The sequence below is a fragment of the Geodermatophilus sp. SYSU D00708 genome (assembly GCF_054050115.1).
Genome location: NZ_JBJGYS010000018.1, coordinates 85,301 through 107,376 on the forward strand (window position 1 = coordinate 85,301; position 22,076 = coordinate 107,376).

Annotated in this window: 22 protein-coding genes; 14 read left to right on the forward strand and 8 right to left on the reverse strand. The window is 74.5% G+C overall.

Translation table 11 applies throughout. From position 1 onward, the window contains the following. Positions 1-6: 6 nt before the first annotated feature. From ACI79D_RS16155 to ACI79D_RS16165, 3 genes are all read left to right on the forward strand, one after another. Complete coding sequence (locus tag ACI79D_RS16155; RefSeq protein ID WP_456919459.1) at positions 7-1,521, forward strand: tripartite tricarboxylate transporter permease; 1,515 nt, start codon at positions 7-9, stop codon at positions 1,519-1,521. Next, on the forward strand, positions 1,518-1,910 hold the full coding sequence (locus tag ACI79D_RS16160) for a universal stress protein (protein WP_456919460.1): 393 nt from the start codon (positions 1,518-1,520) through the stop codon (positions 1,908-1,910). The genes ACI79D_RS16155 and ACI79D_RS16160 overlap by 4 nt, the downstream gene beginning before the upstream one ends. Positions 1,911-2,014: 104 nt before the next feature. Beyond that, entirely contained in the window at positions 2,015-2,479 is a 465-nt protein-coding gene (locus ACI79D_RS16165) for a MarR family winged helix-turn-helix transcriptional regulator (RefSeq protein WP_456919461.1), read from the forward strand. Positions 2,480-2,524: 45 nt separating this feature from the next. On the opposite strand, the gene ACI79D_RS16170 is transcribed toward ACI79D_RS16165, so the two are convergent. Next, positions 2,525-3,925 (reverse strand): hypothetical protein, encoded by a 1,401-nt coding sequence (locus tag ACI79D_RS16170; protein ID WP_456919462.1) that lies wholly within the window; start codon positions 3,923-3,925, stop codon positions 2,525-2,527. Between the two features lie 183 nt (positions 3,926-4,108). On the opposite strand from ACI79D_RS16170, the gene ACI79D_RS16175 reads away from it, so the two are divergent. The 4 genes from ACI79D_RS16175 (at position 4,109) to ACI79D_RS16190 (ending at position 7,756) form a co-directional block, all read left to right on the forward strand. Next, positions 4,109-4,756 (forward strand): cysteine hydrolase family protein, encoded by a 648-nt coding sequence (locus ACI79D_RS16175; RefSeq protein ID WP_456919463.1) that lies wholly within the window; start codon positions 4,109-4,111, stop codon positions 4,754-4,756. Between the two features lie 65 nt (positions 4,757-4,821). After that, complete coding sequence (locus tag ACI79D_RS16180) at positions 4,822-5,949, forward strand: LLM class flavin-dependent oxidoreductase (RefSeq protein WP_456919464.1); 1,128 nt, start codon at positions 4,822-4,824, stop codon at positions 5,947-5,949. A 59-nt stretch (positions 5,950-6,008) separates the two neighbouring features. Next, positions 6,009-6,986 carry an ABC transporter substrate-binding protein gene (locus tag ACI79D_RS16185; RefSeq protein ID WP_456919465.1) on the forward strand — a complete coding sequence of 326 codons (978 nt, stop codon included), beginning with the start codon at positions 6,009-6,011 and terminating at the stop codon, positions 6,984-6,986. 17 nt (positions 6,987-7,003) lie between these two features. Further along, the gene (locus ACI79D_RS16190) at positions 7,004-7,756 is read left to right on the forward strand and encodes an SDR family NAD(P)-dependent oxidoreductase (protein ID WP_456919466.1); all 753 of its coding nucleotides are present in this window, start codon (positions 7,004-7,006) and stop codon (positions 7,754-7,756) included. Here the strand turns inward: ACI79D_RS16190 and ACI79D_RS16195 are convergent. Beyond that, a complete protein-coding gene (locus tag ACI79D_RS16195) occupies positions 7,749-9,134 on the reverse strand; it encodes an MFS transporter (protein WP_456919467.1) in 1,386 nt (461 codons plus the stop codon). The genes ACI79D_RS16190 and ACI79D_RS16195 overlap by 8 nt on opposite strands. 102 nt (positions 9,135-9,236) lie before the next feature. After that, the gene (locus ACI79D_RS16200) at positions 9,237-9,554 is read right to left on the reverse strand and encodes a WhiB family transcriptional regulator (protein WP_456919468.1); all 318 of its coding nucleotides are present in this window, start codon (positions 9,552-9,554) and stop codon (positions 9,237-9,239) included. A 181-nt stretch (positions 9,555-9,735) separates the two neighbouring features. Here ACI79D_RS16200 and ACI79D_RS16205 point away from each other — a divergent pair, with 181 nt between their 5' ends. Next, entirely contained in the window at positions 9,736-9,909 is a 174-nt protein-coding gene (locus tag ACI79D_RS16205; protein WP_456919469.1) for a hypothetical protein, read from the forward strand. Between the two features lie 16 nt (positions 9,910-9,925). Here the strand turns inward: ACI79D_RS16205 and ACI79D_RS16210 are convergent, their stop codons facing one another. From ACI79D_RS16210 to ACI79D_RS16225, 4 genes are all read right to left on the reverse strand, one after another. Then, positions 9,926-10,600 carry a vWA domain-containing protein gene (locus tag ACI79D_RS16210; protein ID WP_456919470.1) on the reverse strand — a complete coding sequence of 225 codons (675 nt, stop codon included), beginning with the start codon at positions 10,598-10,600 and terminating at the stop codon, positions 9,926-9,928. A gap of 318 nt (positions 10,601-10,918) precedes the next feature. Next, complete coding sequence (locus tag ACI79D_RS16215) at positions 10,919-11,860, reverse strand: AAA family ATPase (protein WP_456919471.1); 942 nt, start codon at positions 11,858-11,860, stop codon at positions 10,919-10,921. 122 nt (positions 11,861-11,982) lie between these two features. Continuing rightward, positions 11,983-12,819 (reverse strand): mycofactocin-coupled SDR family oxidoreductase, encoded by an 837-nt coding sequence (locus ACI79D_RS16220; protein ID WP_456919472.1) that lies wholly within the window; start codon positions 12,817-12,819, stop codon positions 11,983-11,985. A gap of 173 nt (positions 12,820-12,992) precedes the next feature. Further along, the gene (locus tag ACI79D_RS16225) at positions 12,993-13,598 is read right to left on the reverse strand and encodes an acyl-CoA-like ligand-binding transcription factor (RefSeq protein ID WP_456919473.1); all 606 of its coding nucleotides are present in this window, start codon (positions 13,596-13,598) and stop codon (positions 12,993-12,995) included. A 121-nt stretch (positions 13,599-13,719) separates the two neighbouring features. On the opposite strand from ACI79D_RS16225, the gene ACI79D_RS16230 reads away from it, so the two are divergent. From ACI79D_RS16230 to ACI79D_RS16255, 6 genes are all read left to right on the forward strand, one after another. Then, positions 13,720-14,547 carry a mycofactocin-coupled SDR family oxidoreductase gene (locus tag ACI79D_RS16230; protein WP_456919474.1) on the forward strand — a complete coding sequence of 276 codons (828 nt, stop codon included), beginning with the start codon at positions 13,720-13,722 and terminating at the stop codon, positions 14,545-14,547. Positions 14,548-14,782: 235 nt separating this feature from the next. Beyond that, positions 14,783-15,211, forward strand: coding sequence for a Fur family transcriptional regulator (locus ACI79D_RS16235; RefSeq protein WP_456919475.1), 429 nt, complete (start codon positions 14,783-14,785; stop codon positions 15,209-15,211). Positions 15,212-15,322: 111 nt separating this feature from the next. Then, complete coding sequence (gene katG / locus ACI79D_RS16240) at positions 15,323-17,530, forward strand: catalase/peroxidase HPI (protein WP_456919476.1); 2,208 nt, start codon at positions 15,323-15,325, stop codon at positions 17,528-17,530. Positions 17,531-17,881: 351 nt separating this feature from the next. Next, positions 17,882-20,035 carry an RNA polymerase recycling motor ATPase HelR gene (helR, locus tag ACI79D_RS16245; protein WP_456919477.1) on the forward strand — a complete coding sequence of 718 codons (2,154 nt, stop codon included), beginning with the start codon at positions 17,882-17,884 and terminating at the stop codon, positions 20,033-20,035. Between the two features lie 119 nt (positions 20,036-20,154). Continuing rightward, on the forward strand, positions 20,155-20,487 hold the full coding sequence (locus ACI79D_RS16250; protein WP_456919478.1) for a hypothetical protein: 333 nt from the start codon (positions 20,155-20,157) through the stop codon (positions 20,485-20,487). Between the two features lie 72 nt (positions 20,488-20,559). Beyond that, positions 20,560-20,919 (forward strand): DUF6221 family protein, encoded by a 360-nt coding sequence (locus ACI79D_RS16255; RefSeq protein ID WP_456919479.1) that lies wholly within the window; start codon positions 20,560-20,562, stop codon positions 20,917-20,919. A gap of 261 nt (positions 20,920-21,180) precedes the next feature. Here ACI79D_RS16255 and ACI79D_RS16260 read toward each other — a convergent pair whose 3' ends face one another. Continuing rightward, positions 21,181-21,864: a TetR/AcrR family transcriptional regulator gene (locus ACI79D_RS16260; protein WP_456919480.1), complete on the reverse strand. Its 684-nt coding sequence runs from the start codon at positions 21,862-21,864 to the stop codon at positions 21,181-21,183. Between the last annotated feature and the right edge of the window lie 212 nt (positions 21,865-22,076).

Here is a 22,076-nt window from a genome sequence, read left to right on the forward strand (position 1 = left end):
GCAGCCGTGGACCTCTCCCCCGTGCTCGACGGCTTCTCCGTCGTCCTCGAGCCCACCAACCTGCTGTACTGCCTGCTCGGCGTCGTCATCGGCATGCTCATCGGCGTGCTGCCCGGCCTCGGCCCGGCGGCGACCATCGCCATCCTGTTGCCGCTGACCTTCGGCATCGAGCCGGTCACCGCGATCATCATGCTGGCCGGCATCTTCTACGGCGCCCAGTACGGCGGGACCATCACCTCGGTGCTGCTCCGGCTGCCCGGGGAGGCATCGTCGGTGGTGACCGTCTTCGACGGCCACGCGCTGGCGCGGCAGGGCAAGGCCGGCACCGCGCTCGGCATCGCCGCGATCGGCTCGTTCGTCGGCGGGACGGTGTCCATCATCGCCCTGTCGATCGTCGCGCCGGTGGTCGCCGGGTTCGCCCTCGACTTCGGCCCGCCGGAGTACACGGCCCTGGCACTGCTGGGCATCCTGCTGGTCTCGACGGTCAGCGGCGGCGACCGGCTCAAGGCGGTCATCGCCGCCGCGGTGGGGCTGCTCCTGGCCACCGTCGGCCGTGACGGCTTCACCGGCGCCGAGCGGTTCACCTTCGGCAGCCTCGACCTCGCCGACGGCCTGGACTTCGTGCCGATCGCCATGGGTCTGTTCGGGCTCGGCGAGATCCTCTACAACCTCGAGGAGCGGCACCGCGCCGTCCAGGCGCCGGCGAAGGTCGCCAACGTGTGGCCCTCGCGGAAGGACCTGCGCCAGTCCTCCGGCGCGATCGGCCGCGGCTCGGTGCTCGGCTTCCTGCTCGGCATCCTGCCCGGCGGTGGCGCGACGCTGTCCTCGCTGGCCGCCTACGCGCTGGAGAAGCGGCGCTCGAAGACGCCCGAGCGGTTCGGGCAGGGCGCGGTCGAGGGGGTCGCCGCCCCGGAGACGGCGAACAACGCGGCCGCGACGTCGTCGTTCATCCCGCTGCTGACGCTGGGCATCCCGGCCAACGCGACCATGGCGGTCATCTTCGGCGCTCTGCTCATCCAGGGGGTGACCCCCGGCCCGCAGCTGGTGAGCGAGGACCCCGACCTCTTCTGGGGCGTGGTCAACTCCATGTACATCGGCAACATCCTGTTGCTGATCATGAGCATCCCGCTGGTCGGCGTCTTCGTGCGGATCCTGCGGGTGCGGGCCACGGTGCTGGCGCCGATCACCGTGCTCATCACGCTGGTCGGCGTCTACACGGTCCGCAACAACGTCTTCGACATCGTGCTGGTCATCGCCTTCGGCGCCGTGGGCTACCTGATGAAGAAGCTCGGCTTCGACCCCGGCCCGCTGGTGCTCGCCTTCGTCCTCGGCTCGCTGCTGGAGGAGTCGCTGCGGCGGTCGCTGCTGATCTTCGAGGGCGACCCGACCGGCTTCTTCACCCGGCCGATCTCGGGGACGCTGTTCGTGCTCTTCCTGCTGGTGGCCCTCCTCCCCGCCGTCCAGGCCCTCCGCCACCGCCGGCGCGCCGCCGACACCACCGACACCAAGGAGCTCGTGTGACCGTCCTCGTCGGATTCCTGCCGACCGCCGAAGGCCAGGCCGCCTTCGCCGCCGGCCTGGCCGAGGCCCGGCGCCGCGGCGAGGACCTGATCGTCCTCAACTCCCCCCGCAGCGGCGCCCCGGTGAGCGCCGACGTCGCCCCGCCCGAGCTGGTGGCCGACCTGACCGACCGGGCGCGGGCGGCGGGGGTCGCCCTCGACCTCCGCCAGTCGGCGCACAGCGGCGACCTGTCCGACGAGGTGGTCCGGGTGGCCGACGAGGCCGACGCGTCGGTGATCGTGATCGGGCTGCGCCGCCGCTCCCCCGTCGGGAAGCTGCTCATGGGCAGCACCGAGCAGCGGATCCTGCTGGACGCCGACCGGCCGGTGCTGGCGGTCAAGCCCTCCTGACAGCCCCACTGCGGACGGCCGGGCCCGCGGCTCCCCTCATCAGGGGGCCGCGGGCCCGGTGTCGTGCGGGCCTCCAGGCGCGGCCCCTGGGACAAGATGACGGGGTGTCCACGCCTGCCCGCCCGGTCGAGGCCCGCGAGTCGCGGCCGTCCACGCTGTACCTGGTCAAGCAGCTGGAGCAGGCGGTGCGCGCCCGGCTGGACGAGGTCCTCCGCCCGGCGGCCATCACGCCGCTGCAGTACACCGCGCTGACCGTGCTGGAGCGGCACGCGGACCTGAGCACCGCGGAGCTGGCGCGGAACTCGTTCGTCACCGACCAGAGCGCCGCAGACATGGTCGCCGTCCTGGAGGACCGCGGCCTGTTGTCGCGGATCCCCGACCCGGTCGACCGGCGGCGCCGGGTCCTCCGGCTCACCCCGCAGGGGCAGGAGCTGCTCGATCGCTTCCGGGACGACGTGACCCGCGTCGAGTCGCGGATGGTCGCGCCACTGACCCCGGCCCAGGCCGAGGACCTGCGCTGCTACGTCGCGCTCTGCCGGGCCGCCCTGGACACCCAGCCGTCCCGCTGAGGAGGTGCCGGCCGGGTCACCGGCCGGCACCTCCCCGGACGGGTCCTACCGGTCCCGTCGTCCGGGCTCGCCGAGGCCGCCGACGAGCCGGGAGGGCTCGAACCGCGTGAACCGCGCGGCCGTTCCGAGGTCGAGCGCGTCGGCCGCGGCGTTCAGCCGGGCCGGCGTCGCCACGTCGCCCCAGCGGCCGGTGTCGAGCCGTTGCTCGAGGGCGTGCAGCGCGGCCACCTGCTCGGCCGGCTGGAACTCGCAGTGCCCGGGGCCGTCGACGTAGGCCTGGCGCAGCAACCGGTTGGCACCGGCCCGGCGCACCTGGTCGGCGTACCAGTCCTCGTGCTCCACCGGCACGAGCTCGTCGGCGACGGTGTGGATGGCCAGCTCCGGGACCCCCAGCTCGCCGGTGACCATCGACGAACCGGCCAGGTCGGCCACCGCCCCGGGGTCGGCCTCGACGTCCGCCTCGCTGGTCAGCGTCGCCAGGTCGGCGTCCAGGTCGAGCCCCGCCTCCCGGTAGAGCGCCCGGACCTGGCGGGCGTGCGGGCTGCTGTCGAGCAGCACGCGGTAGTCGACGCCGACGTTGGCGGCGCTGTTGCCGCCGGCCGCCAGCTCGATCTGCTGCCGGCCGGTCACGTACCGCTCGAGACCGCCGCCGGCGACCAGGGCGTCGAACTGCTGCTCCTGCTGGGCCGCGTAGTCGCGCGGGGCCGGCGGGGTCTCCGCGGTGGACCAGGTCGCCATGTTGAGGTACGCCGACGCCAGCGCGATCCGCGCACGGCCCTCCGGCGTCTGCTGCGCCGCGGTGACCGCCGCGATGAGGCCCGCCGCCGCCCGGGTCGCCTGCTCCGGGCTCTCGTACCGGACCAGCGGGATGTCCGCCTCGGGAGCCAGCAGGCGGGACAGGGCGTAGACCCCGTCGAGCTGGTAGTCGTTGAGGTTGAGCGCACCGGCGACCAGCCCGCACGTGGTCAGGACGCCGTCGATCTGCCCTCGCGGGTCCTCCGCCTGGCGGGCGCTCACCAGGCCGCCCATCGACCGGCCGAAGGCGATGGTGCGCTCCGGCTCGACCCCGAGCAGGTCCTCGAAGGCGTCCAGGGCGGCGAACTGGTCGTCGACGGCGGACTCCAGCGCCCACATCGACGTCCCCGAGTACGACGAGCCCACCAGGGCGTACCCCTGGGCCAGCAGCTCGTCGCGGGTCGCGTCGTCCGGGGCGTCCTCGGCCACCAGGGGCCCGAAGCCGTGGGCGAACAGGACGACGGTCCCGTTCCACTCCGCCGGCACGTGGGCCAGCCAGTGGGCGCCACTGTCCAGGTCGCCGCGGTACTCCCCGGGCGGCACGTCCGGCTGCTGCGCCGGCGCGGCGTTCGCCGCCGTGACCGACGCTCCGCCACCGACGAGCGCGACGGTCCCTGCGACCACCGCCAGTCGGGTCCCCCACCTGTGCACGTGCACCCCCACTCCTGCCGGACGACGCCCGGCACCGGTCGTGTGATGCAGGCCACCCTCGCAGATCCACAGGTTTCCTGTCCATCGGAGGATCCGCGGGCCGCTGGGCAGTCGGGCGGCGACCCCCGCCGCCAGGCCCTACGCTGCCCGACGACCGTCCTCCTGGCACAGCGGAGAACCGACATGCACCCAGCACCGATCCCCCCGGACGAGGCCGTCGTCCTCGTCGTCGACGTCCAGAACGACTACTGCCACCCGGAGGGGACGCTCGGGCGGCGCGGGGTCGACTGCGCGTCGGCGCTCGCCGCCGTGGAGCGGATCGGCGCGCTGCTGCCGGTGGCCCGCGCCGCCGGCGTCCCCGTCCTGCACGTGCACACCCAGCACTCGCGGTGGACCGACACCCCGGGGTGGCGCCGCCGGGGGCAGGGCGGCACGACCATCGAGCCCGAGACCGACCCCATCGTCGCCGCGGGGACCTGGGGCGCCGAGCCGTACGGGGACCTGGTCGCCGACGGGGACTTCACCTTCGTCAAGCACCGGTACTCCGCGTTCGCCTTCACCCCGCTGGACCTGGTCCTGAGCGCGCTGGCCCGCCCGACGCTGGTGCTGGCCGGGCTCACCTCGGACGTGTGCGTCCGGGCGACCGGCGTCGACGCGGTCTCCCGGGGGCACCGGGCGGTGCTCGTGGGCGACGCGACGGCGACCGTGGGGGTGGTCCCCCAGGCCACCGCCTGCGCCGAGTTCGCCGCCACCATCGGGCCGGTCGTGCCCAGCGCCGACCTGCTCTCGTCGTGGGCCGTTCCGGCGGGGTCGGCCGCCGGCGCTCCCTAGACTCGGGCCGCGGCGTCCGACCCGCCGCTCGACGTGCCCCACGCCATCGGACCCCAGGAGAGCGGATGCCCGCACAGCCGGCCGAGCACGCCGTCCCGCACGACCTCGAGTTCGGTCTGTTCGACTGGATCGACGCGCACCCCGGGATGACGGCCGCCGATGTCTACGACGCCCGGCTGCGGGTGCTCACCGAGGCCGACCGGAGCGGGTTCTCCACGTACCACATCGCCGAGCACCACGGCACGCCGCTGGGGCTCGCGCCGTCCCCGTCGGTGTTCATCGCCGCGGCCGCCCGGGTGACCGGGCGCATCCGGCTGGCGCCGACCACCTTCATCGTCCCCCTGTACGACCCGCTCCGGTTGGTGCAGGAGATCTGCATGCTCGACCAGCTCAGCCACGGCCGGCTGGACGTCGGGGTGGGCAAGGGCTCCTCCCCCATCGAGGCGGCCATGTACGGCCTGACCCCGCCGGACACCGCCGAGCGCTTCGAGGAGCTGTTCCCGGCCATCGTCGAGGCGATGGAGACCGGCCGGTTCCGGCGTCCGGGGGCCGAGGGACCGGCCGGCGAGGAGGTCCCGCTGCACGTGCCCGTGTTCCAGCGCCCGCACCCGCCGCTGTGGTACCCGACGTCGAACGCCGCCTCGATCCCACGGCTGGGCGACGAGGGCTACAACGTCCTGTTCGGGTTCGGCTTCGCCTCCCCGCCGCTGGAGGTGGTGCGCGAGCAGAGCCGGGTGTTCTTCACGCACTTCCGGGAGTCCGCGGAGCGCGGCGGGGTCCGCTACAGCCTCCCGGGCCGGACGCCGCGCTTCGGCATGCTGCGGCACGTCTTCGTCGCCCCGACCGACGAGGAGGCCGCAGCTCTCGCCCGGCCGGCGTTCGACGCCCACTACGAGAGCTTCACCCACCTGTGGCGGCTGCACGGCAGCGAGCGCTTCACGGGCCCGGTCGACTTCGACCGCCTGGTGGCCGAGCGCAAGCTGTTCGTCGGGTCACCCGAGACCGTGGCCGCCCAGGTCACCGAGGCGGTGACGGTCGGGGAGATCAACTACCTCGCCGGCGCCTTCGCGTGGGGCTCCCTCGACGTCGAGACGGTGCTCTCCTCGGTGCGGCTGTTCCGCGACGAGGTCGTCCCGGCCGTCCGGGCCCGGACCCCCGGCCCGTCCACGCCCGCGGCTGCGGCCCCCGCCTGAGCGCACCCGCCGTCACCGCCACACCGTCCAGCGATCTCCTCATCGTCGAGAGGCCCTCCATGCCCCGCCCGCGCCTGACCGCCGTCCTGTCCTGCTCGGTGCTGCTGCTCGCCGCCTGCGGCGGGGGTGGGGACGGCGAGCAGGCAGGCGCCGGGTCGAGCGACGCGCCCCGACCCGTGACCGTCGGCGTCGTCCCCATCGCCGACGTCGCCCCGCTCTACCTCGGCGTCGAGGAGGGCTTCTTCTCCGAGCGCGGGCTGGACGTCGAGGTCGTGACCGGCCAGGGCGGCGCGGCGCTGGTCCCCGCCGTGGTGAGCGGGGAGCAGGACTTCGCCTTCAGCAACACCCTGTCGCTGCTGGTGGCGCAGGAGGCGGGCCTGCCGATCCAGGTCGTCGCACCGGGGAACTCCTCCACCGGGGACCCCGCCGACGACTTCGGCTGCGTGCTCGTGCCGGCGGGCAGCCCGCTGCAGTCCGTCGCCGAGCTGGCCGGGAAGCGGGTCAGCACGAACACCCTGAACAACATCAACGTCGCGGTCATCCGCGACGTGGTGGACCGTGCCGGCGCCGACTCCTCGACGATCGAGTTCCTGGAGATCGCGCACCCGGACGTCCCGCAGGCGGTGGCCAGCGGTCAGGTCGACGCCGCGACGGCGGTGGAGCCGTTCAAGACGATCGCGCTCCAGCAGGGCGCGCGCTGCTTGTCGAACGTCTTCGCCGAGGCGCAGGAGGACCCGCTGCTCATCGGCGCCTACTTCACGACGTCGGAGACCGCGCAGTCCGACCCCGAGCTGGTGGACGCCTTCGTGGAGGGACTGCAGGAGTCCTTCGCGTACGCCACCGAGAACCCCGACGCGGCCCGCGGGATCCTGGGCAGCTTCACCGAGCTCAGCCCGGACCTGGCCGGCGCGATCACGCTGGCCGGCTGGCCGGAGGAGCTCGAGCGGGGGTCCTTCGAGTACATGTCCGAGGTCGGCGTCCGCTACGGGATCCTCGAGGGACAGGCGGACCTCGACACCCTGCTCCCGCAGGACTGAGAGCGACGGAGGAGAACGTGCAGGGGAACGGGCACGGCAGCGTCGAGCCGGGGACGGTCGTCCTCGTCACCGGCGCCGCGCACGGCATCGGCGAGGCCGTGAGCCGGCACCTGGCCGGCGAGGGGGCGCTCGTCGTCGCAGCCGACGTCGCCGACGCGGGGTGGGACGCCGAGGGGGTCACCCACGTGCACGCCGACGTGAGCGACGAGGGCTCCTGGGAGCGGCTCGTGGCGACGACGCTGGACCGGCACGGCCGGGTCGACGCGCTGGTCAACAACGCGGCGATCTACCAGGGGCTCGGGGCCAAGCGCCCGTTCACCGAGATCGGCGTCGACGAGTGGGACCGGGTGATGGCGGTCAACACCCGCGGCGTGTGGCTGGGCATGCGGGCGGTCCACCCCGCCATGAAGGAGCAGGGCCACGGCCGGGTGGTCAACATCGCCTCGTCCACGGTGCACATGGGCGTGCCGTACTTCGCGCACTACACCGCCTCGAAGGGCGCGGTCATCGCCCTCACCCGCAGCGTGGCCCGCGAGGTCGGCGCCGACGGCATCACCGTCAACGCGATCGCCCCGGGCCTGGTCGAGACCGAGGCCACGCGCTCGCTCAACGACGACGACTACCTGGCGGTCGCGGCCGGGCGGCGGGCGGTCCCCCGTCGCATGGAGGCCGACGACCTCTGCCCGGCGATCTCCTTCCTGTGCTCGCGCAGCAGCGGGTTCATCACCGGCCAGACCCTGGTCGTGGACGGCGGCACGGTCTTCAGCTGACCTCGGCGCGGGTGCGCAGCGCCCGGTCGGCGAGCGTGACGGCGAGCAGCACGGCGCCGGTCGCGGTGAAGAGCCAGCCCAGCGCGTGCAGGCCGGCGTCCCCCACCCCGGAGGCGTAGGCGACGCCGGTGGCGCTCGTGGCCAGCATGGCGCCGGTGTACTGCGCGGTGCGGGAGAGCCCGGTGGCCGCGCCCACCTGCTCCGCGGGCGCCAGTCGGTAGACCATGACCTGGTTGGCGACGAACCCCATGCCGTTGGGCAGGCCGTAGACCGCGGCCACGCCGGCCAGGACCGCGATCGGGGTGGCCGGGGTCAGGCCGGTCACCGCGATGCTCCCGACCAGCAGGCCCGCGGCGGCGACGAGCAGCGGCCACAGCGGGCGCGCGCCGCGCGCCGCGGCCAGGGACACGACCGCCCCGACGGCAGACATGCCCAGGAGCACGAGGCCGGCCGCGCTGGCCGACAGCCCCCGGCGCTCCTGCAGCCACGGGGTCAGCCCGAAGAGCACGCCGTAGACGACGAGGAACGTCAGGACCACCCGCAGGTACGTCGCGAGCAGCGGCAGGTTGCGGCCCAGCATCCGGACGTCGAGGAAGGGGACCCGGGACCGCCGCTCGGCCACCACGAACAGGACCAGGCAGGCCACGAGCGCCGCGACGACGTACCAGCGGGGGTGCGGCACGCCGGTGAGCACGAGGAGCAGCAGCGTCACCGCGCCGCTGAACAGCAGCACGCCGGGCAGGTCCAGCAGCCGCCAGGCGGCGACCTCCCGCTCCCGCGGGCGGGACCGCGGCAGGAGCCACAGCGCCAACGCCGTCACGAGCAGTCCGAGGGGCACGTTGACGGCGAACACCGCGCGCCACCCCACCGTGTCGACCAGCACGCCGCCCAGCGGGGGGCCGACCGCGAGGGTCACCAGGCCGGTGGTGTTGAGCAGGCCGAGGGCCCGCGCCGGGACGGCCACCCCTGCCCGGTCGGCCTGCTCGCGGACCATGGCGACGGCGGCCGGGTAGAGGGCGCCGGTGCCGACCCCGACGACGGCACGGGCGGCCACGATCCACCCGAAGGTCGGCCCGAGCGCACCGACCAGGCCGGCGACGGCGACCAGCACCCCGCCGGCGAGGAACACCCGCCGCGGGCCGAACTGGTCGGCGAGCCGGCCGGCGACCGGCTGCCCGATGGCGCTGGCCAGGTACATGGCGGAGATCAGCCAGGCCGTCGCCGCGGCCCCCACTGCGAACTCCCGCCCGATCGGCGACAGGGCGGTCGCGATCATCGTGGAGTTGACCGGGTTCAGCACCGCCCCGAGGCAGAGCGGGACCAGCAGCCGCGGCCCCAGGTCCGGTGGCCGCTCCACGGCGACGTCCCTGCTGCCCACCCCCGGCACCCCCGCTGCGTTCCCGTCCCGTCGACGTGTCCGGGGGGTCACGCTGCCACGTGCCGCACCTTGGGCTGCACCGACGGGCCGGGCACCGCCCGGTCACGGCTCCGCCGCCCTCCACCGCATCGCCCGCCGGTCGGCCGGGGTGGTGCCACCCCAGATGCCGAACCGCTCGTCGGCGGCGAGGGCGTAGTCGAGGCAGGGCCTGGCCGCCGGGCACCGCCGGCAGGCCTCGAGCGCTCCGCGCGCGGGGGGAGCGTTCGCCTCGCGGGCCTCCGGCCACCAGGCGGCCGGGTCGCCGGTCTCGCACGCCACGGTGCGGGCCACGGCGAGTGACCGGATCAGCACGCGCCACTCGGCCGCCGCCCTCGGCGGCACCCCCCACAAGCCGTAGGGGGGAGCCTCGTCCTGACTCATCGCGCCATTGCGTCACGGGGGATATGGCGAGCGGTGGAGGCGCGCGCGACTTTCTCGCCGGGACGGCGTCGAGCCGAGTCCGGTTGCCGTGTCCGTGCCGCCGGGCTCACGCTCCGTACCGGTCGCCGGGACGACCGCGCCGGACCGGCAACCCGGCTGCCGCCGTGCCAGGCTCTCCCGCGTGAGCTTCGATCTCTACCGATCCGACGGTGAGGTCATCCGCTACGGCGATGACGCTCGCTTCAGCTTCACCGCCACGGGGCACCTCGTCGTCTACGACGGCATCCACAAGGTCGTGTTCAGCCACCACAGCTGGGACCGGGTGGAGGAACCCGCGCCGCCCCCTGGGCGGTGACCCGCGGCGGGCACCGTCACTCGGCGAAGACGGCGCCGAGCGCGACGGCCACGTCGCGGTGGTCGCGGACCAGCCGCGCCCGGCCGCGGCCCAGCCGGGCGAGGTCGCGGCCCAGCTCGACGTCCTGCTCGCCGGAGACGTCCAGCAGCACGTCGAGACGAGGGAGGCGGGCGGCGGTCAGCCGGGGGTCGGGGCCGGCGTTGTGCACGCAGTCGCTGAGCAGCAGCACCCGGGCGTCGCGGGCGGGGACGCCGGCCAACTGCCGGGCCGCGGTCTCCAGCGCGAAGGTCACGTTGGTCAGCCCCTGCGCGGGCACCCGGAGGAGCAGGTCCAGGACGGCGAGCGGGGCGACCTGCTCCCCCAGCCGGACCAGGACCGCGGCGTCGGACCAGAAGGCGACGACGGCGAGCCGGTCGCGGGCCAGCTCGCCGGCGAGGGCCCCCACCGCGGCCGCCGCGGTGCGCACGCGCTCGCCCCGCATGGAGCCCGAGACGTCGACGACGAGCACCACCGAGCGGCGCTGGCGCACCCGCTCGCGGACGACGACGTCCCCCTCCTCGGGGAACGGCCGGCCGGCCAGCGCCTCGAGCGTCCGCTCCAGGTCGAGGTCGTCGGAGCCCCCGCTCCACGGCAGGCTGACCAGTTCCCCCACGCCGCGGCGGGGGCGGCGGTCCCGCGGCGGGCGCGGCACGGACAGCCGCCGGGCGATGGCGCGGGCCCGGCGGCGGGTCTCCTGGTCGGCGGCGCCGTCGGTGGCCAGGTCCGCCAGCGGGATGAGCTCGGCCGGCTCGTCGGTCGTCCCCGGAGTGCTGCCGCCGGGGCGCTGGGCCGCCGGAGCGCGCCGTCGGTCCCCGGAGGTGAGCGCCAGGCCGGCTCCGCCGGGTGCCGGCCGGTAGAGCGAGGGCGCCTCGGTCAGCTGCTTGGGCCTGCGGCGCAGCGGCCGGAGGCCCCGCGGCGCGCCCGTCGCGTTGCGCCGGCGAGTGACCGGAGAGTCGGCGTCGACCGTCCTTCAACCCGGCCGGGCCGCCGCGGGCGCGAGCACGAAGTGGTCGGTCCAGATCTCGCGGAGCACCGCCTCCGGCGTCGTCTCCACCGTCTCGTCGAGGAAGACCCGCCCGGACAGCGCCAGCAGCAGCGCGTCCAGGACGACGTCGGTGTACGCCTCGGGCAGCCCGCGCGGCGGCTCGACCGAGGGCTCGTCGGGCAGCGGGACCTCCCGCATCGCGGCCAACTGGGCCGCGACGAGGGCCAGGTCGATCGCGCCGCGGACGCTGCTGCCCTGGCGGACGTCGTCCCGCTCCCGGGTGGCGCGGGTGAGCGCCACGGCGTCGGCGACCAGCCGGGGCGACTCCACGCCGGTGCGGCGGCCGACGATGCCGCGCTCGGCCTCGGCGTCCTGGTAGCCGATCGCCAGGCGCACCAGCCGGTCGTGCACCGAGGTGGACAGCCGGGTCGTGCCGATGGTGTCGTAGGGGTTCATCGAGGCCACGACCCGGAAGGTGGGCAGCGCCTGCACCGTGCCGACCCGGGGGACGGCGATCCGGCGCTCGGCCATCGCGGTGAGCAGCGTGTTGAGGGTGTCCTCGGGAGCGCGGTTGAACTCCTCGACGTAGAGGAACCCGCCCGAGCGCATGGCCTCGACCAGCGGGCCGGCGACGAAGTTCTCCGGCGTGTAGTCCTCGCGCAGCACCCGCGCCGGGTCGTGGTGGCCGACCAGCCGGGTCGGCGTCAGGTCGGCGTTGCCCTCGACGAAGACCAGGGGCACGCCCCACTCGGCGGTGATCGAGCGCAGCAGCGTCGACTTCGACGTCCCCGGCGGCCCCTCCAGCAGCACGTCCCGCCCGGCGGCGACCGCGGCCAGCAGCAGGTCGATCTCGCGGTCGCGGCCGACCAGGTGGCGGGCCACCCGCCGGCGGACCTCCCGGACGGAGGCCCCCGGCTCGGAGGTCACCCGGGAGCCGGTGACGACCGCGTCGTCGACGGGCCGGGGATCGGGGTCGGCGGACGGTCTCAGGGCGGACTCCTCGGTCGGGGAGGGCGCGGGCCGGCCGGGCCGACCGCCGGCGCGCGGACTCACTTGACGGTGAACCCGGCGTCCACGGGGAGGGTCACGCCGGTGATGTAGCGCGCCTCGTCGGAGACCAGGAACAGGACGGCGTTGGAGATGTCGACCGGGTCCACCCACGGCACCGGGAGCGCGTTGGTCGACTCGAAGACCGGCGCCGCCGTCTCCCGGCTCGGGTTCGGCTGCTCGGGGTCGAACAGCCCCCAGGTCTTCGGGTTCTGGATCATGACGGTGTCGACCCCGGTGGGGTGGACGGTGTTGACCCGGATCCGGTGCGGGGCGAACTCGTTGGCCAGCGTGCGCATGATGCCCACGACGCCGTGCTTGGCCGCCGTGTAGTGGATGGTGTTCGGGACGCCCTTGAGCCCGGCGGTGGAGCTGGTGATGACGATCGCGCCGCCGTTCCCGCCGTCGACCAGGTGCGGCAGGGCGACCTTGCAGGTGTTCCAGACGCCGGTCAGGTTGATGTCGATCATCTCGCGCCAGGCGTCGTCGGTGATGTCCAGCGCCGGCTGGATCTCGAACACGCCGGCGTTGGCCAGCACCGCGTCCAGCCGCCCGAGCTGGGCGACCCCGTCGTCCAGTGCCGCCCTCAGCGCCGCGGGGTCGCGGACGTCGGCCTTCGTGGCCACGATCCGGCGGTCCAGCGCCTCCACCTGGCGGACGGTCTCGGCGAGGTCGTCCTCGGTGGCCGGCGGGTACATCGCGATGCTCTCGACGGGCCCGCAGAGGTCCACGGCGACGATGTCGGCGCCCTCCTGGGCCAGCCGGACCGCGTGACTCCTCCCCTGGCTGCGAGCTGCTCCGGTGATGAAGGCGACCTTGCCCTCGACCCGTCCCGGCACGGCGGTTCTCCCCTCGGTGTGGACGCACCGCGCGGTCGGTCAGACCCGCGGACGACGGCGGCGGGGGCGGACTGCTCGGGGCCGATCGCGGCCGCCCCCCGCCTGCGACCCGCATCACACCGGGACGGTAATGACACCGGGTGACAGAGACAAGGCGGCCCCCGGCCGGCCGATCAGGAAGCCGTCGGCTCGGGCGGGAGCAGCAGGTCGAGCATGCCGGCCAGGACGCGACCGAGGTCCTCGTCGGGCGCGCTCACCCAGTGCTCGTGCGCGGCGAGCGTGGCGGCGAGGACGGCGTGCCCGACGGCCAGCGGGAAGAGGGGGTCCGGGGAGCCGAGGGTGCGGGCGTGGTCGACGGCGAGCTGCCGCCACTGCGCCCAGACCCGCACGGCGTGCGCCTGCACCGCCGGGACGGTGGTGAACAGCTGCGCCCGGTGCAACGCCCACTCCCGTTCCCCCGCCGGGAAGCTCAGGGCGTCGACCACCGCCCGCCGGACCACCGCGCGGTAGGGCTCACCGGGAGCCGCTCCGGCCAGGCCGCTCCGCAGCCGGTCGATCTCCCGCGGGATCTCGACGAAGAGCACGTCGGCCTTCGTCGGGAAGTAGCGGAAGAAGGTCCGGCGACTGATCCCGGCCTGCGCGGCGATGTCGTCGACGCTGGTCTCGTCGAAGCCCCGGGCCACGAACAGCCGCTGGGCGACCGCCGCGAGCTCGTGGGCGCTCGTGACCGGCGGCCGCCCGCCCCGGTCACCCGACGGCACGCTCTCCCGCGAAGTCACCCCCGCAGCCTGCCCGACCCGTCCTGAGATCGCCCCTTCCCCTTGTGACACCGAGTGCCATAACGTGCGACGCACGTCATAGCCGGCCACCAGGGCCGGCGAGCGAGAGAGGGGACCACACATGGGACGGGTCGAGGGCAAGGTCGCCTTCATCACCGGGGCGGCGCGCGGCCAGGGCCGCAGCCACGCGGTACGCCTCGCCCAGGAGGGCGCCGACATCATCGCCGTCGACGTCTGCAAGCAGGTCGAGACGGTGCCCTACCCCACCGCCACCCCGGACGACCTGGCCGAGACCGTCCGCCAGGTCGAGGCCCTCGACCGGCGGATCATCGCGACCGAGGTCGACGTCCGCGACCTCACCGGGCTGACGAAGGCGGTCGAGGACGGCGTCGCCGAGCTCGGCCGGCTCGACATCGTGCTGGCCAACGCCGGCATCTCCACGCCCGCTCCCACGCTGGAGATGGACGAGGAGACGTGGCAGACCATGATCGACGTCAACCTCACCGGCGTGTGGAAGACCGTCCGGGCCGCCGTGCCGCACGTCGTCGCCGGCGGACGCGGCGGGTCGGTCGTCATCACGAGCTCGCTGGCGGCCATCTACGCCAACCCGAACACCGCGCACTACTCGGCGGCCAAGGCCGGTCTGGTGATGCTGGCGAAGGTGATGGCCAAGGAGCTCGCACCGCACGGCATCCGGGTGAACACCGTCCACCCGACGACGGTGGCCACGGACATGATCCTCAACGAGCCCACATATCGGCTCTTCCGTCCCGACCTGGAGGACCCGACCCGGGCGGATTTCGAGGAGGCGGCGCTCACCCTCAACGCGCTGCCGGTGCCGGCGCTCGAGGCGGTCGACATCTCCAACGCCGTCCTCTACCTGGTCTCCGACGACGGCCGCTACGTCACCGGCACCACCCACGTGGTGGACGCCGGCGGCCAGCTCTGAACCGGCCGACGTCGTCCTGGCCGGCCTCGCCGCCGAGGTCACCGGCGTGACCATCCCCGTGGACGCCGGGCACATGGTCCTCCCCGGGATCAACACCGCCCCCGTCCGCTGACGACCGCGCTCTCCCGCTCCGGCCGAGCACGGCGGAGCGGGAGAGCGCGAAAGCGTCCGGCCCGGACGCCAGGTCGCCCTCGACTTGCTTGAGCTGTTCCAGAGGCCGGGCCAGACTCGGCGCGTGCCGACGACTTCGGACTTCGAGCGCATGCTTCGCGGGGCCTCCCTGCGGGTGACCAGGCCCCGGATGGCGGTGCTGGCCGCGGTGCACGCTCATCCGCACGCCGACACCGACACGCTCATCGGCCTCGCGCGGCAGAGATCCGGCGAGGTCTCCCACCAGGCCGTCTACGACGTCCTCGGCGCGCTGACCGACGCGGGGCTGGTGCGGCGCATCCAGCCGATGGGCTCCGTGGCCCGCTACGAGGCCCGGGTCGGGGACAACCACCACCACCTGGTCTGCCGGTCGTGCGGCGCGATCGTCGACGTCGACTGCGCCGTCGGCGACAGCCCCTGCCTGACCGCTTCCGACGGGACGGGCTACGAGATCGACGAGGCCGAGGTCATCTGGTGGGGCCGCTGTCCCGCCTGTGCTGCGGCTGCCGGGTGATCGGCGCCCCTCGACGCCCCGCCCGGTGGCGCACCTGATCGCCGTCGGAGAGACGCCCGCCGTCCCGCCGACCGGCAGCCCGAGGAGAACAGAGGACGAGGAGGGCCCGACGTGACCGAACCGAGCAACCGCACCACGAGCGTGAGCGAGAGCGAGAACCCGGGGATGCCCTCCCCCGAGCCGGCGGCACACCGGCCGAGGACCAACCGGGACTGGTGGCCCAACCAGCTGGACCTGTCGGTGCTGCACCACCACTCGTCCCGGTCCAACCCGCTCGACGCCGGCTTCGACTACAAGCAGGCCTTCCAGGGCCTCGACGTCGAGGCGCTCAAGAGCGACCTGGTGGCGCTGATGACCGACTCGCAGGACTGGTGGCCGGCCGACCACGGCCACTACGGCGGGCTGTTCATCCGGATGAGCTGGCACGCCGCCGGCACCTACCGGATCGAGGACGGCCGCGGCGGCGGCGGGCAGGGCGCGCAGCGCTTCGCCCCGCTCAACAGCTGGCCGGACAACGCCAACCTCGACAAGGCCCGCCGGCTGCTGTGGCCGATCAAGCAGAAGTACGGCCAGAAGCTCTCCTGGGCCGACCTGCTGGTCCTCGCCGGCAACGTCGCCCTGGAGTCGATGGGCTTCACGACCTTCGGCTTCGGCTTCGGCCGGCCCGACATCTGGGAGCCCGAGGAGGTCTTCTGGGGCCCGGAGGACGCCTGGCTCGGCGACGAGCGCTACAGCGGCGACCGGGAGCTCTCCGGACCGCTCGGCGCCGTGCAGATGGGCCTGATCTACGTCAACCCGGAGGGGCCCAACGGCAACCCCGACCCGCTGGCCGCCGCCCGGGACATCCGCGAGACCTTCGGCCGGATGGCGATGAACGACGAGGAGACCTTCGCGCTCATCGCCGGCGGCCACACGTTCGGCAAGACCCACGGCGCCGCCCCCGCCGAGGAGTACGTCGGCCCCGAGCCGGAGGGTGCGCCGCTGGAGGCCCAGGGCCTCGGGTGGGAGAACCGCTTCGGCAGCGGCAAGGGCCGGGACACCATCACCAGCGGGCTCGAGGTCACCTGGAGCCAGACCCCCACCCGCTGGAGCAACTGGTTCCTGGCGAACCTGTTCGGCTACGAGTGGGAGCTCACCGAGAGCCCGGCCGGCGCCAAGCAGTGGGTCGCCACGAACGTCGGCAACGTCATCCCGGACCCGGAGACGGGGCGGGAGACGCGCAGGCCGACGATGCTGACGACGGACCTCGCGCTGCGGTTCGACCCGGTCTACGAGCAGATCGGACGGCGGTTCCTGGAGAACCCCGACGAGTTCGCCGACGCCTTCGCGCGGGCCTGGTTCAAGCTGCTGCACCGCGACATGGGCCCGATCTCCCGGTACCTCGGCCCGTGGGTGCCCGAGCCGCAGCTGTGGCAGGACCCGGTCCCGGCCGTCGACCACGACCTGGTCGGCGAGGCGGAGATCGCCGACCTCAAGGCCAGGGTCCTCGACTCGGGCCTGTCGGTCTCCGACCTGGTCTCGGTCGCGTGGTCGTCGGCCGCGAGCTACCGCACCACCGACATGCGCGGCGGGGCCAACGGGGCGCGGATCCGGCTGGAGCCGCAGCGGAACTGGGAGGCCAACGACCCGGCCCTGCTGGCCAAGGTGCTCCCGGTCCTCGAGCAGGTCCAGCAGGAGTTCAACTCCGCGCAGAGCGGCAACACCCGGATCTCGCTGGCCGACCTGATCGTCCTGGCCGGCTCGGCGGCCGTGGAGAAGGCGGCGGCGGACGCCGGGGTCGCCGTCTCGGTGCCGTTCTCGCCGGGACGGACCGACGCCACGCAGGAGCAGACCGACGTCGACTCGTTCCGGGTGCTCGAGCGGACCGCCGACGGGTTCCGCAACTACGCGCGGCCCGGCGAGAAGCTGCCGCCGGAGGTCCGGTGGCTCGACCGCGCCTACATGCTGGACCTGACCGCGCCGGAGGCGACGGTCCTGACCGGCGGCCTGCGCGTGCTGGGCGCCAACCACGGTGGCAACCGGCACGGGGTCTTCACCGACCGGCCGGGGACGCTGACCAACGACTTCTTCGTCAACCTGCTCGACATCTCCACGGAGTGGAAGCAGGGCGCGGAGGAGAACGTGTACGAGGGCCGCGACCGCGCCACCGGCGAGGTCCGGTGGACGGCGACGGCCGTCGACCTGGTCTTCGGGGCGCACTCGCAACTGCGGGCCATCTCGGAGGTCTACGCGCAGAGCGACGCGCAGGAGAAGTTCGTGCGTGACTTCGTGACCGCGTGGGTCCGTGTCATGGACAACGACCGGTTCGACCTGCGCTGACCCCGGTGCCGGGGCCGGTCGCTGGTCGGCCGGCCCCGGCACCGGAGGTGCTCCGGTGTCGAGCCGGGCGTCGTGGTCTACCTCCGCGGCGGGCAGGACGTCGCGGGGCAGGACGTGGTGACGCGATCCTGCGTGACCTGGGGATCAGCAGCAGGCGGGCGACGAGCGGGAGCCTCGATCAGGGCTGCGCGGCGCTCACCGGGTGACCGGCCGGAGGGGTCCCCTCTCCCCGCCACTCTCAACGTATAGCTCCCCCGGGGGCTTGTGGCAAGGCCCCGGGGGTGCCGCACACTCTCCGGCCGAGGCCGTGACCTGCGGAAACAGGCGCGAGCCCGGATCGGAGCTGATGACGTGACCCCGCTGACCACCAGCGCCTTCGACCTCCCCGACCACCTCACCGCCAAGGCCGACCCCGCCCTCGTCGCCGGCGACGAGGCGCACTTCGCCGCCGTCGCCGACAGCCTCGCGCAGACGATCGCCGACCTGTCCCACCGCCTGGACGCCGAGCGCCGCGCCCCCGGCGGCACGGGACAGGAGGCGCTGGACCGGGACCTGGAGGTGCACCGGCTGACCGCCCGGCTGCGCACCCTGCGCCGCTTCGGGCTGGACCTGTGCCTCGGCCGCATGGACCCCGCCGACGGCACCGACCCGGTGTACGTCGGCCGGGTCGGCCTCACCGACAGCGCCGGCCGTCGGCTGCTCGTCGACTGGCGCTCGCCGGCGGCCGAGCCGTTCTTCGGCGCCACCCACGCCCGGCCGATGGGCCTGGCCGCCCGCCGCCGGTACCGGTGGACCCGCGGCCGGATCACCGACTACTGGGACGAGGTGTTCGCCGCGGACGGGTTCGCGGGGCACGCCGTCTCGCTCGACGACCAGTCCGCGTTCATCGCCAGCCTGGGCAGCAGCCGGTCGCCCCGCATGCGCGACGTGCTCGGGACCATCCAGGCCGACCAGGACGCGATCATCCGCGCGGGGTCGCACGGCGCTCTCGTCGTCGACGGCGGCCCGGGGACGGGCAAGACCGTCGTCGCGCTGCACCGCTCCGCCTACCTGCTCTACGCCGACCCCCGCCTCGGCTCCTCCCGCGGCGGGGTGCTGTTCGTCGGCCCGCACCAGCCCTACCTGGCCTACGTGTCCGACGTCCTGCCCAGCCTCGGCGAGGAGGGCGTGCAGACCTGCACCCTGCGCGACCTCGTCCCCGAGGGCGCCGCGGCCGGGGTCGAGCCCGATCCGGAGGTGGCCCGGCTGAAGGCGGACGCGCGCATGGTCGACGCGGTGGAGGCGGCCGTCCGCTTCTACGAGGAGCCGCCCACGAGGCCGATGACCGTGACGACCCCGTGGTCCGACGTCCGGCTGGACGCCGACGACTGGGCCGAGGCCTTCGACGCACGGGACCCCGGCACTCCGCACAACGAGGCGCGCGACCAGGTCTGGGAGGCCCTGCTCGCGATCGTGGCGGACGCGCACGACGAGGACGACGTCCCGGCCGACCTGCTCCGCAAGACGCTGCTGCAGGACCGGGAGCTGGTCGCGGCGTTCCACCGCGCGTGGCCGCTGCTCGAGGCGACCGACGTCGTCGGCGACCTGTGGTCGGTGCCGGCGTACCTGCGCAGGTGCGGGCCGTGGCTGGGTCCCGACGACGTCCGGACGCTGCAGCGCACCGATGCCTCCGCGTGGACGGTGTCGGACCTGCCGCTGCTGGACGCCGCCCGGCAGCGGCTCGGCGACCCGGAGGCGTCCCGGCGCCGGCGCCGCCAGGAGGTCGTCGTCGCCGCCGAGCGCGAGCGCATGGCCGGCGTCATCGACGAGCTGATCGCCGCTGACGACTCCGAGCTGCTGCTGATGACCAGCCTGCGCCACCAGGACCTCCGCGACGCCCTGGTCGACGAGGCCGCGCTGCCCGCCGCCGAGCCGGACCGGCTGGCCGGGCCGTTCGCGCACGTCGTCGTCGACGAGGCGCAGGAGCTGACCGACGCGGAGTGGCAGATGCTGCTGCTGCGCTGCCCGTCCCGCAGCTTCACCGTCGTCGGCGACCGCGCCCAGGCCCGGCACGGCTTCGCCGAGTCGTGGGAGGAGCGGCTCGAGCGGGTGGGGCTGGACCGGATCGCCGTGGCGTCGCTGACGATCAACTACCGCACGCCGGCGGAGGTGATGGCGGAGGCCGAGCCGGTCATCCGCGCCGTCCTCCCGGACGCGAACGTGCCGACCTCCGTCCGCCAGAGCGGCGTCCCCGTCCGGCACGGGTCCGCCTCGGAGCTCGGCTCGATCCTCGACGCGTGGCTCGCCGAGCACGCCGAGGGGACCGCCTGCGTCATCGGCGACCCCACGTTCGCGGCGACCTCCCGCGTCCGGTCGCTGACCCCGGCGCTGGCGAAGGGCCTGGAGTTCGACCTCGTCGTCCTCGTGGACCCGGAGGCGTTCGGCACCGGCATCGAGGGCGCGGTCGACCGCTACGTGGCGATGACCCGCGCGACCCAGCGCCTGGTCGTCCTCACGAGCTCCTGAGGTCGCCCGACGTCAGCGGCTACCCCGGGGGGCCGGTGGGTCGTACGTTGGTCGCGCCGTCGCGGACGGCGCTCCGCCGGTCCGCGCGGCGTGCTCGCACGAGCTGAGAGGGGCGAGGGATGGCGAACAACCGGCCCGACCCGGGTGAGTTCCTCGAGCTGGCGCAGCGGATGCTGCGCGAGCTCTTCGGCGATCCGCGTGGCGACGACGAGCCGTGGGCCGAGGCCACGCGTCGTCCGCGCGAGCGCTCCGAGGTCCTCCAGGGCCACCGCGAGCCCAGCCCCGGGGAGCAGCGCGAGAACCTCACCTTCGCCCTCGCGACGCGCGCCGTCGAGGCACTCGAGGACCTCGCGCTCAACGTCGCGGCGATCCGACAGCGCCTCGAGCGCACCGACCCCCCGCCGTCCCGAGTGCGGCCCGAGGACGAGGGACACGGCCCGGACGGAACGTGACCTGGCGTACACCCGGCTCCCGACTGTCGGGAGGGATCGCCCCCAGCTCGATGACGTCGACAGGATGAGCGCATGAGCGACCTCGTCGGCTTCCTCCTGGCCCGCATCGCCGAGGAGGAGCGCGCCGCGGAGGACCTCGGCCGACTGTCGGCCAAGGCGACCGCCACCGCCGACGCGGACGACCTCGACCCCGGGGTGCGGGAGGGCATCGGCGCGGTGTTCGCCGCAGCGCAGTCCGACCCCGCCCGGGTGCGGACCTCCATCGAGGTCAAGCGCCGGCTGGTCGAGCTCTGCTCGCCGCGGGCCACGGACACCGTGCCGGGCTCTCCGCACCGCGGCTCCGAGGACGGCCGGGTGGACCTGCAGGTGCTCCGCCTGCTGGCGTCGCTCTACGCCGGGCACGCGGACTACCGCGAGGAGTGGCGGCCGTGACGGCCGTCGTTCTCACCGCGGCGGCATCAGTCCTGCGCGAGCGCCTCCAGACCGGTGCGGTGCACGGCAGCCCCCCCCTGTTGAGCCGGCGCTGCCGACGGTGGCCCGTCGTGCGAGCGAGCGAGCCCGTGTCGAACAGACCGCACCGTCGCGCGCCGCCGTGCTCCTCGAGGACCGAGACCAGGTCCGGGGCGTCCCAGCGGGCGGGTTGGAGACCCAGCGACGAAGCTCCGCGAGGCGCCCCCGAGCAGGCGGTCGTCGTCAGGCCGGTCCATCCGTGACGCCGGCGGCCGCGGTGGCGGAGGCCGTGCGCAGGAGTGCCCAGTCGCCCCGCCAGCCCAGCACGTGCAGGCCCTGGTCCGCGGTGCGCAGCGGCTGGTCGGGAGCCCCGAGGCCGTCGGCGCGCAGCGCGGGCAGGGTCTCGGTCAGCCGGAAGACGAGGTCGTCCTCCGGGTCGGCCGGCAGGACGTCGGCGGCCGGTGGCGGCAGGTCGGCGACCACCGCGCGGGAGAGCTCCCGGTACCGCCGCCGCAGCAGGTCGCGCTGCTGGTGGAAGCGGGCGAAGCGATCGGTTCGGACCTCGGGCAGGAGGTACAGGATGCCCAGGTTCCACGCGCCCTCCCACAGCTGCCGGGCGTCGAGCAGCGTGAGCGCGTGCAGCCGGACGTCCGCCGGGAGCGGCAGCCGGTCCAGCCGGGCGCACGCGGCCAACGGCCGGGTCACCGTGCCGCTGAGCAGCGCCTCCAGGATGTCGTCCTTGGTCCGGAAGTAGTGGTACAGCGAGGCCTGCCGGATCCCGACGGCCTCGGCGACCTGTCGGGTCGAGGTGGCCGCGTACCCGCGGGTGGTGAACAGCTCGCCCGCGGCGTCGAGGACCTCGTCGCGGGCGGTGTCGCCCGGGCGCCTGCGGTCCTCGAGCCGGGGGCGCCCGGCGGCGGTGCGCACGCGTGGGATCGTGCCAGCCCGGGCCGCCTGCACGACCCCTGCGCGCACCGCCGCCGACGAGGTCACCGGGCGGCCGCGAGGTCCGCCTCGACGGGCAGCGGAGCCGGCGCCGGCTCCGCGGCGCCCGCCGGTCGCCCGGTGACCACCCCCACCGCGACGATCGCGATCAGCCACCCCCCTCCCGCCCAAAACCTCGACCACCCCTAGATCGC

What these genes read in the sequence shown, in the direction of transcription:
- ACI79D_RS16175 (WP_456919463.1), top strand. Translation starts at nt 4,109, where the DNA reads ATGCACCCAGCACCGATCCCCCCGGACGAGGCCGTCGTCCTCGTCGTC.
- ACI79D_RS16180 (WP_456919464.1), top strand. Translation starts at nt 4,822, where the DNA reads ATGCCCGCACAGCCGGCCGAGCACGCCGTCCCGCACGACCTCGAGTTC.
- ACI79D_RS16185 (WP_456919465.1), top strand. Translation starts at nt 6,009, where the DNA reads ATGCCCCGCCCGCGCCTGACCGCCGTCCTGTCCTGCTCGGTGCTGCTG.
- ACI79D_RS16200 (WP_456919468.1), bottom strand. Translation starts at nt 9,554, where the DNA reads ATGAGTCAGGACGAGGCTCCCCCCTACGGCTTGTGGGGGGTGCCGCCG.
- ACI79D_RS16230 (WP_456919474.1), top strand. Translation starts at nt 13,720, where the DNA reads ATGGGACGGGTCGAGGGCAAGGTCGCCTTCATCACCGGGGCGGCGCGC.
- ACI79D_RS16250 (WP_456919478.1), top strand. Translation starts at nt 20,155, where the DNA reads ATGGCGAACAACCGGCCCGACCCGGGTGAGTTCCTCGAGCTGGCGCAG.
- ACI79D_RS16255 (WP_456919479.1), top strand. Translation starts at nt 20,560, where the DNA reads ATGAGCGACCTCGTCGGCTTCCTCCTGGCCCGCATCGCCGAGGAGGAG.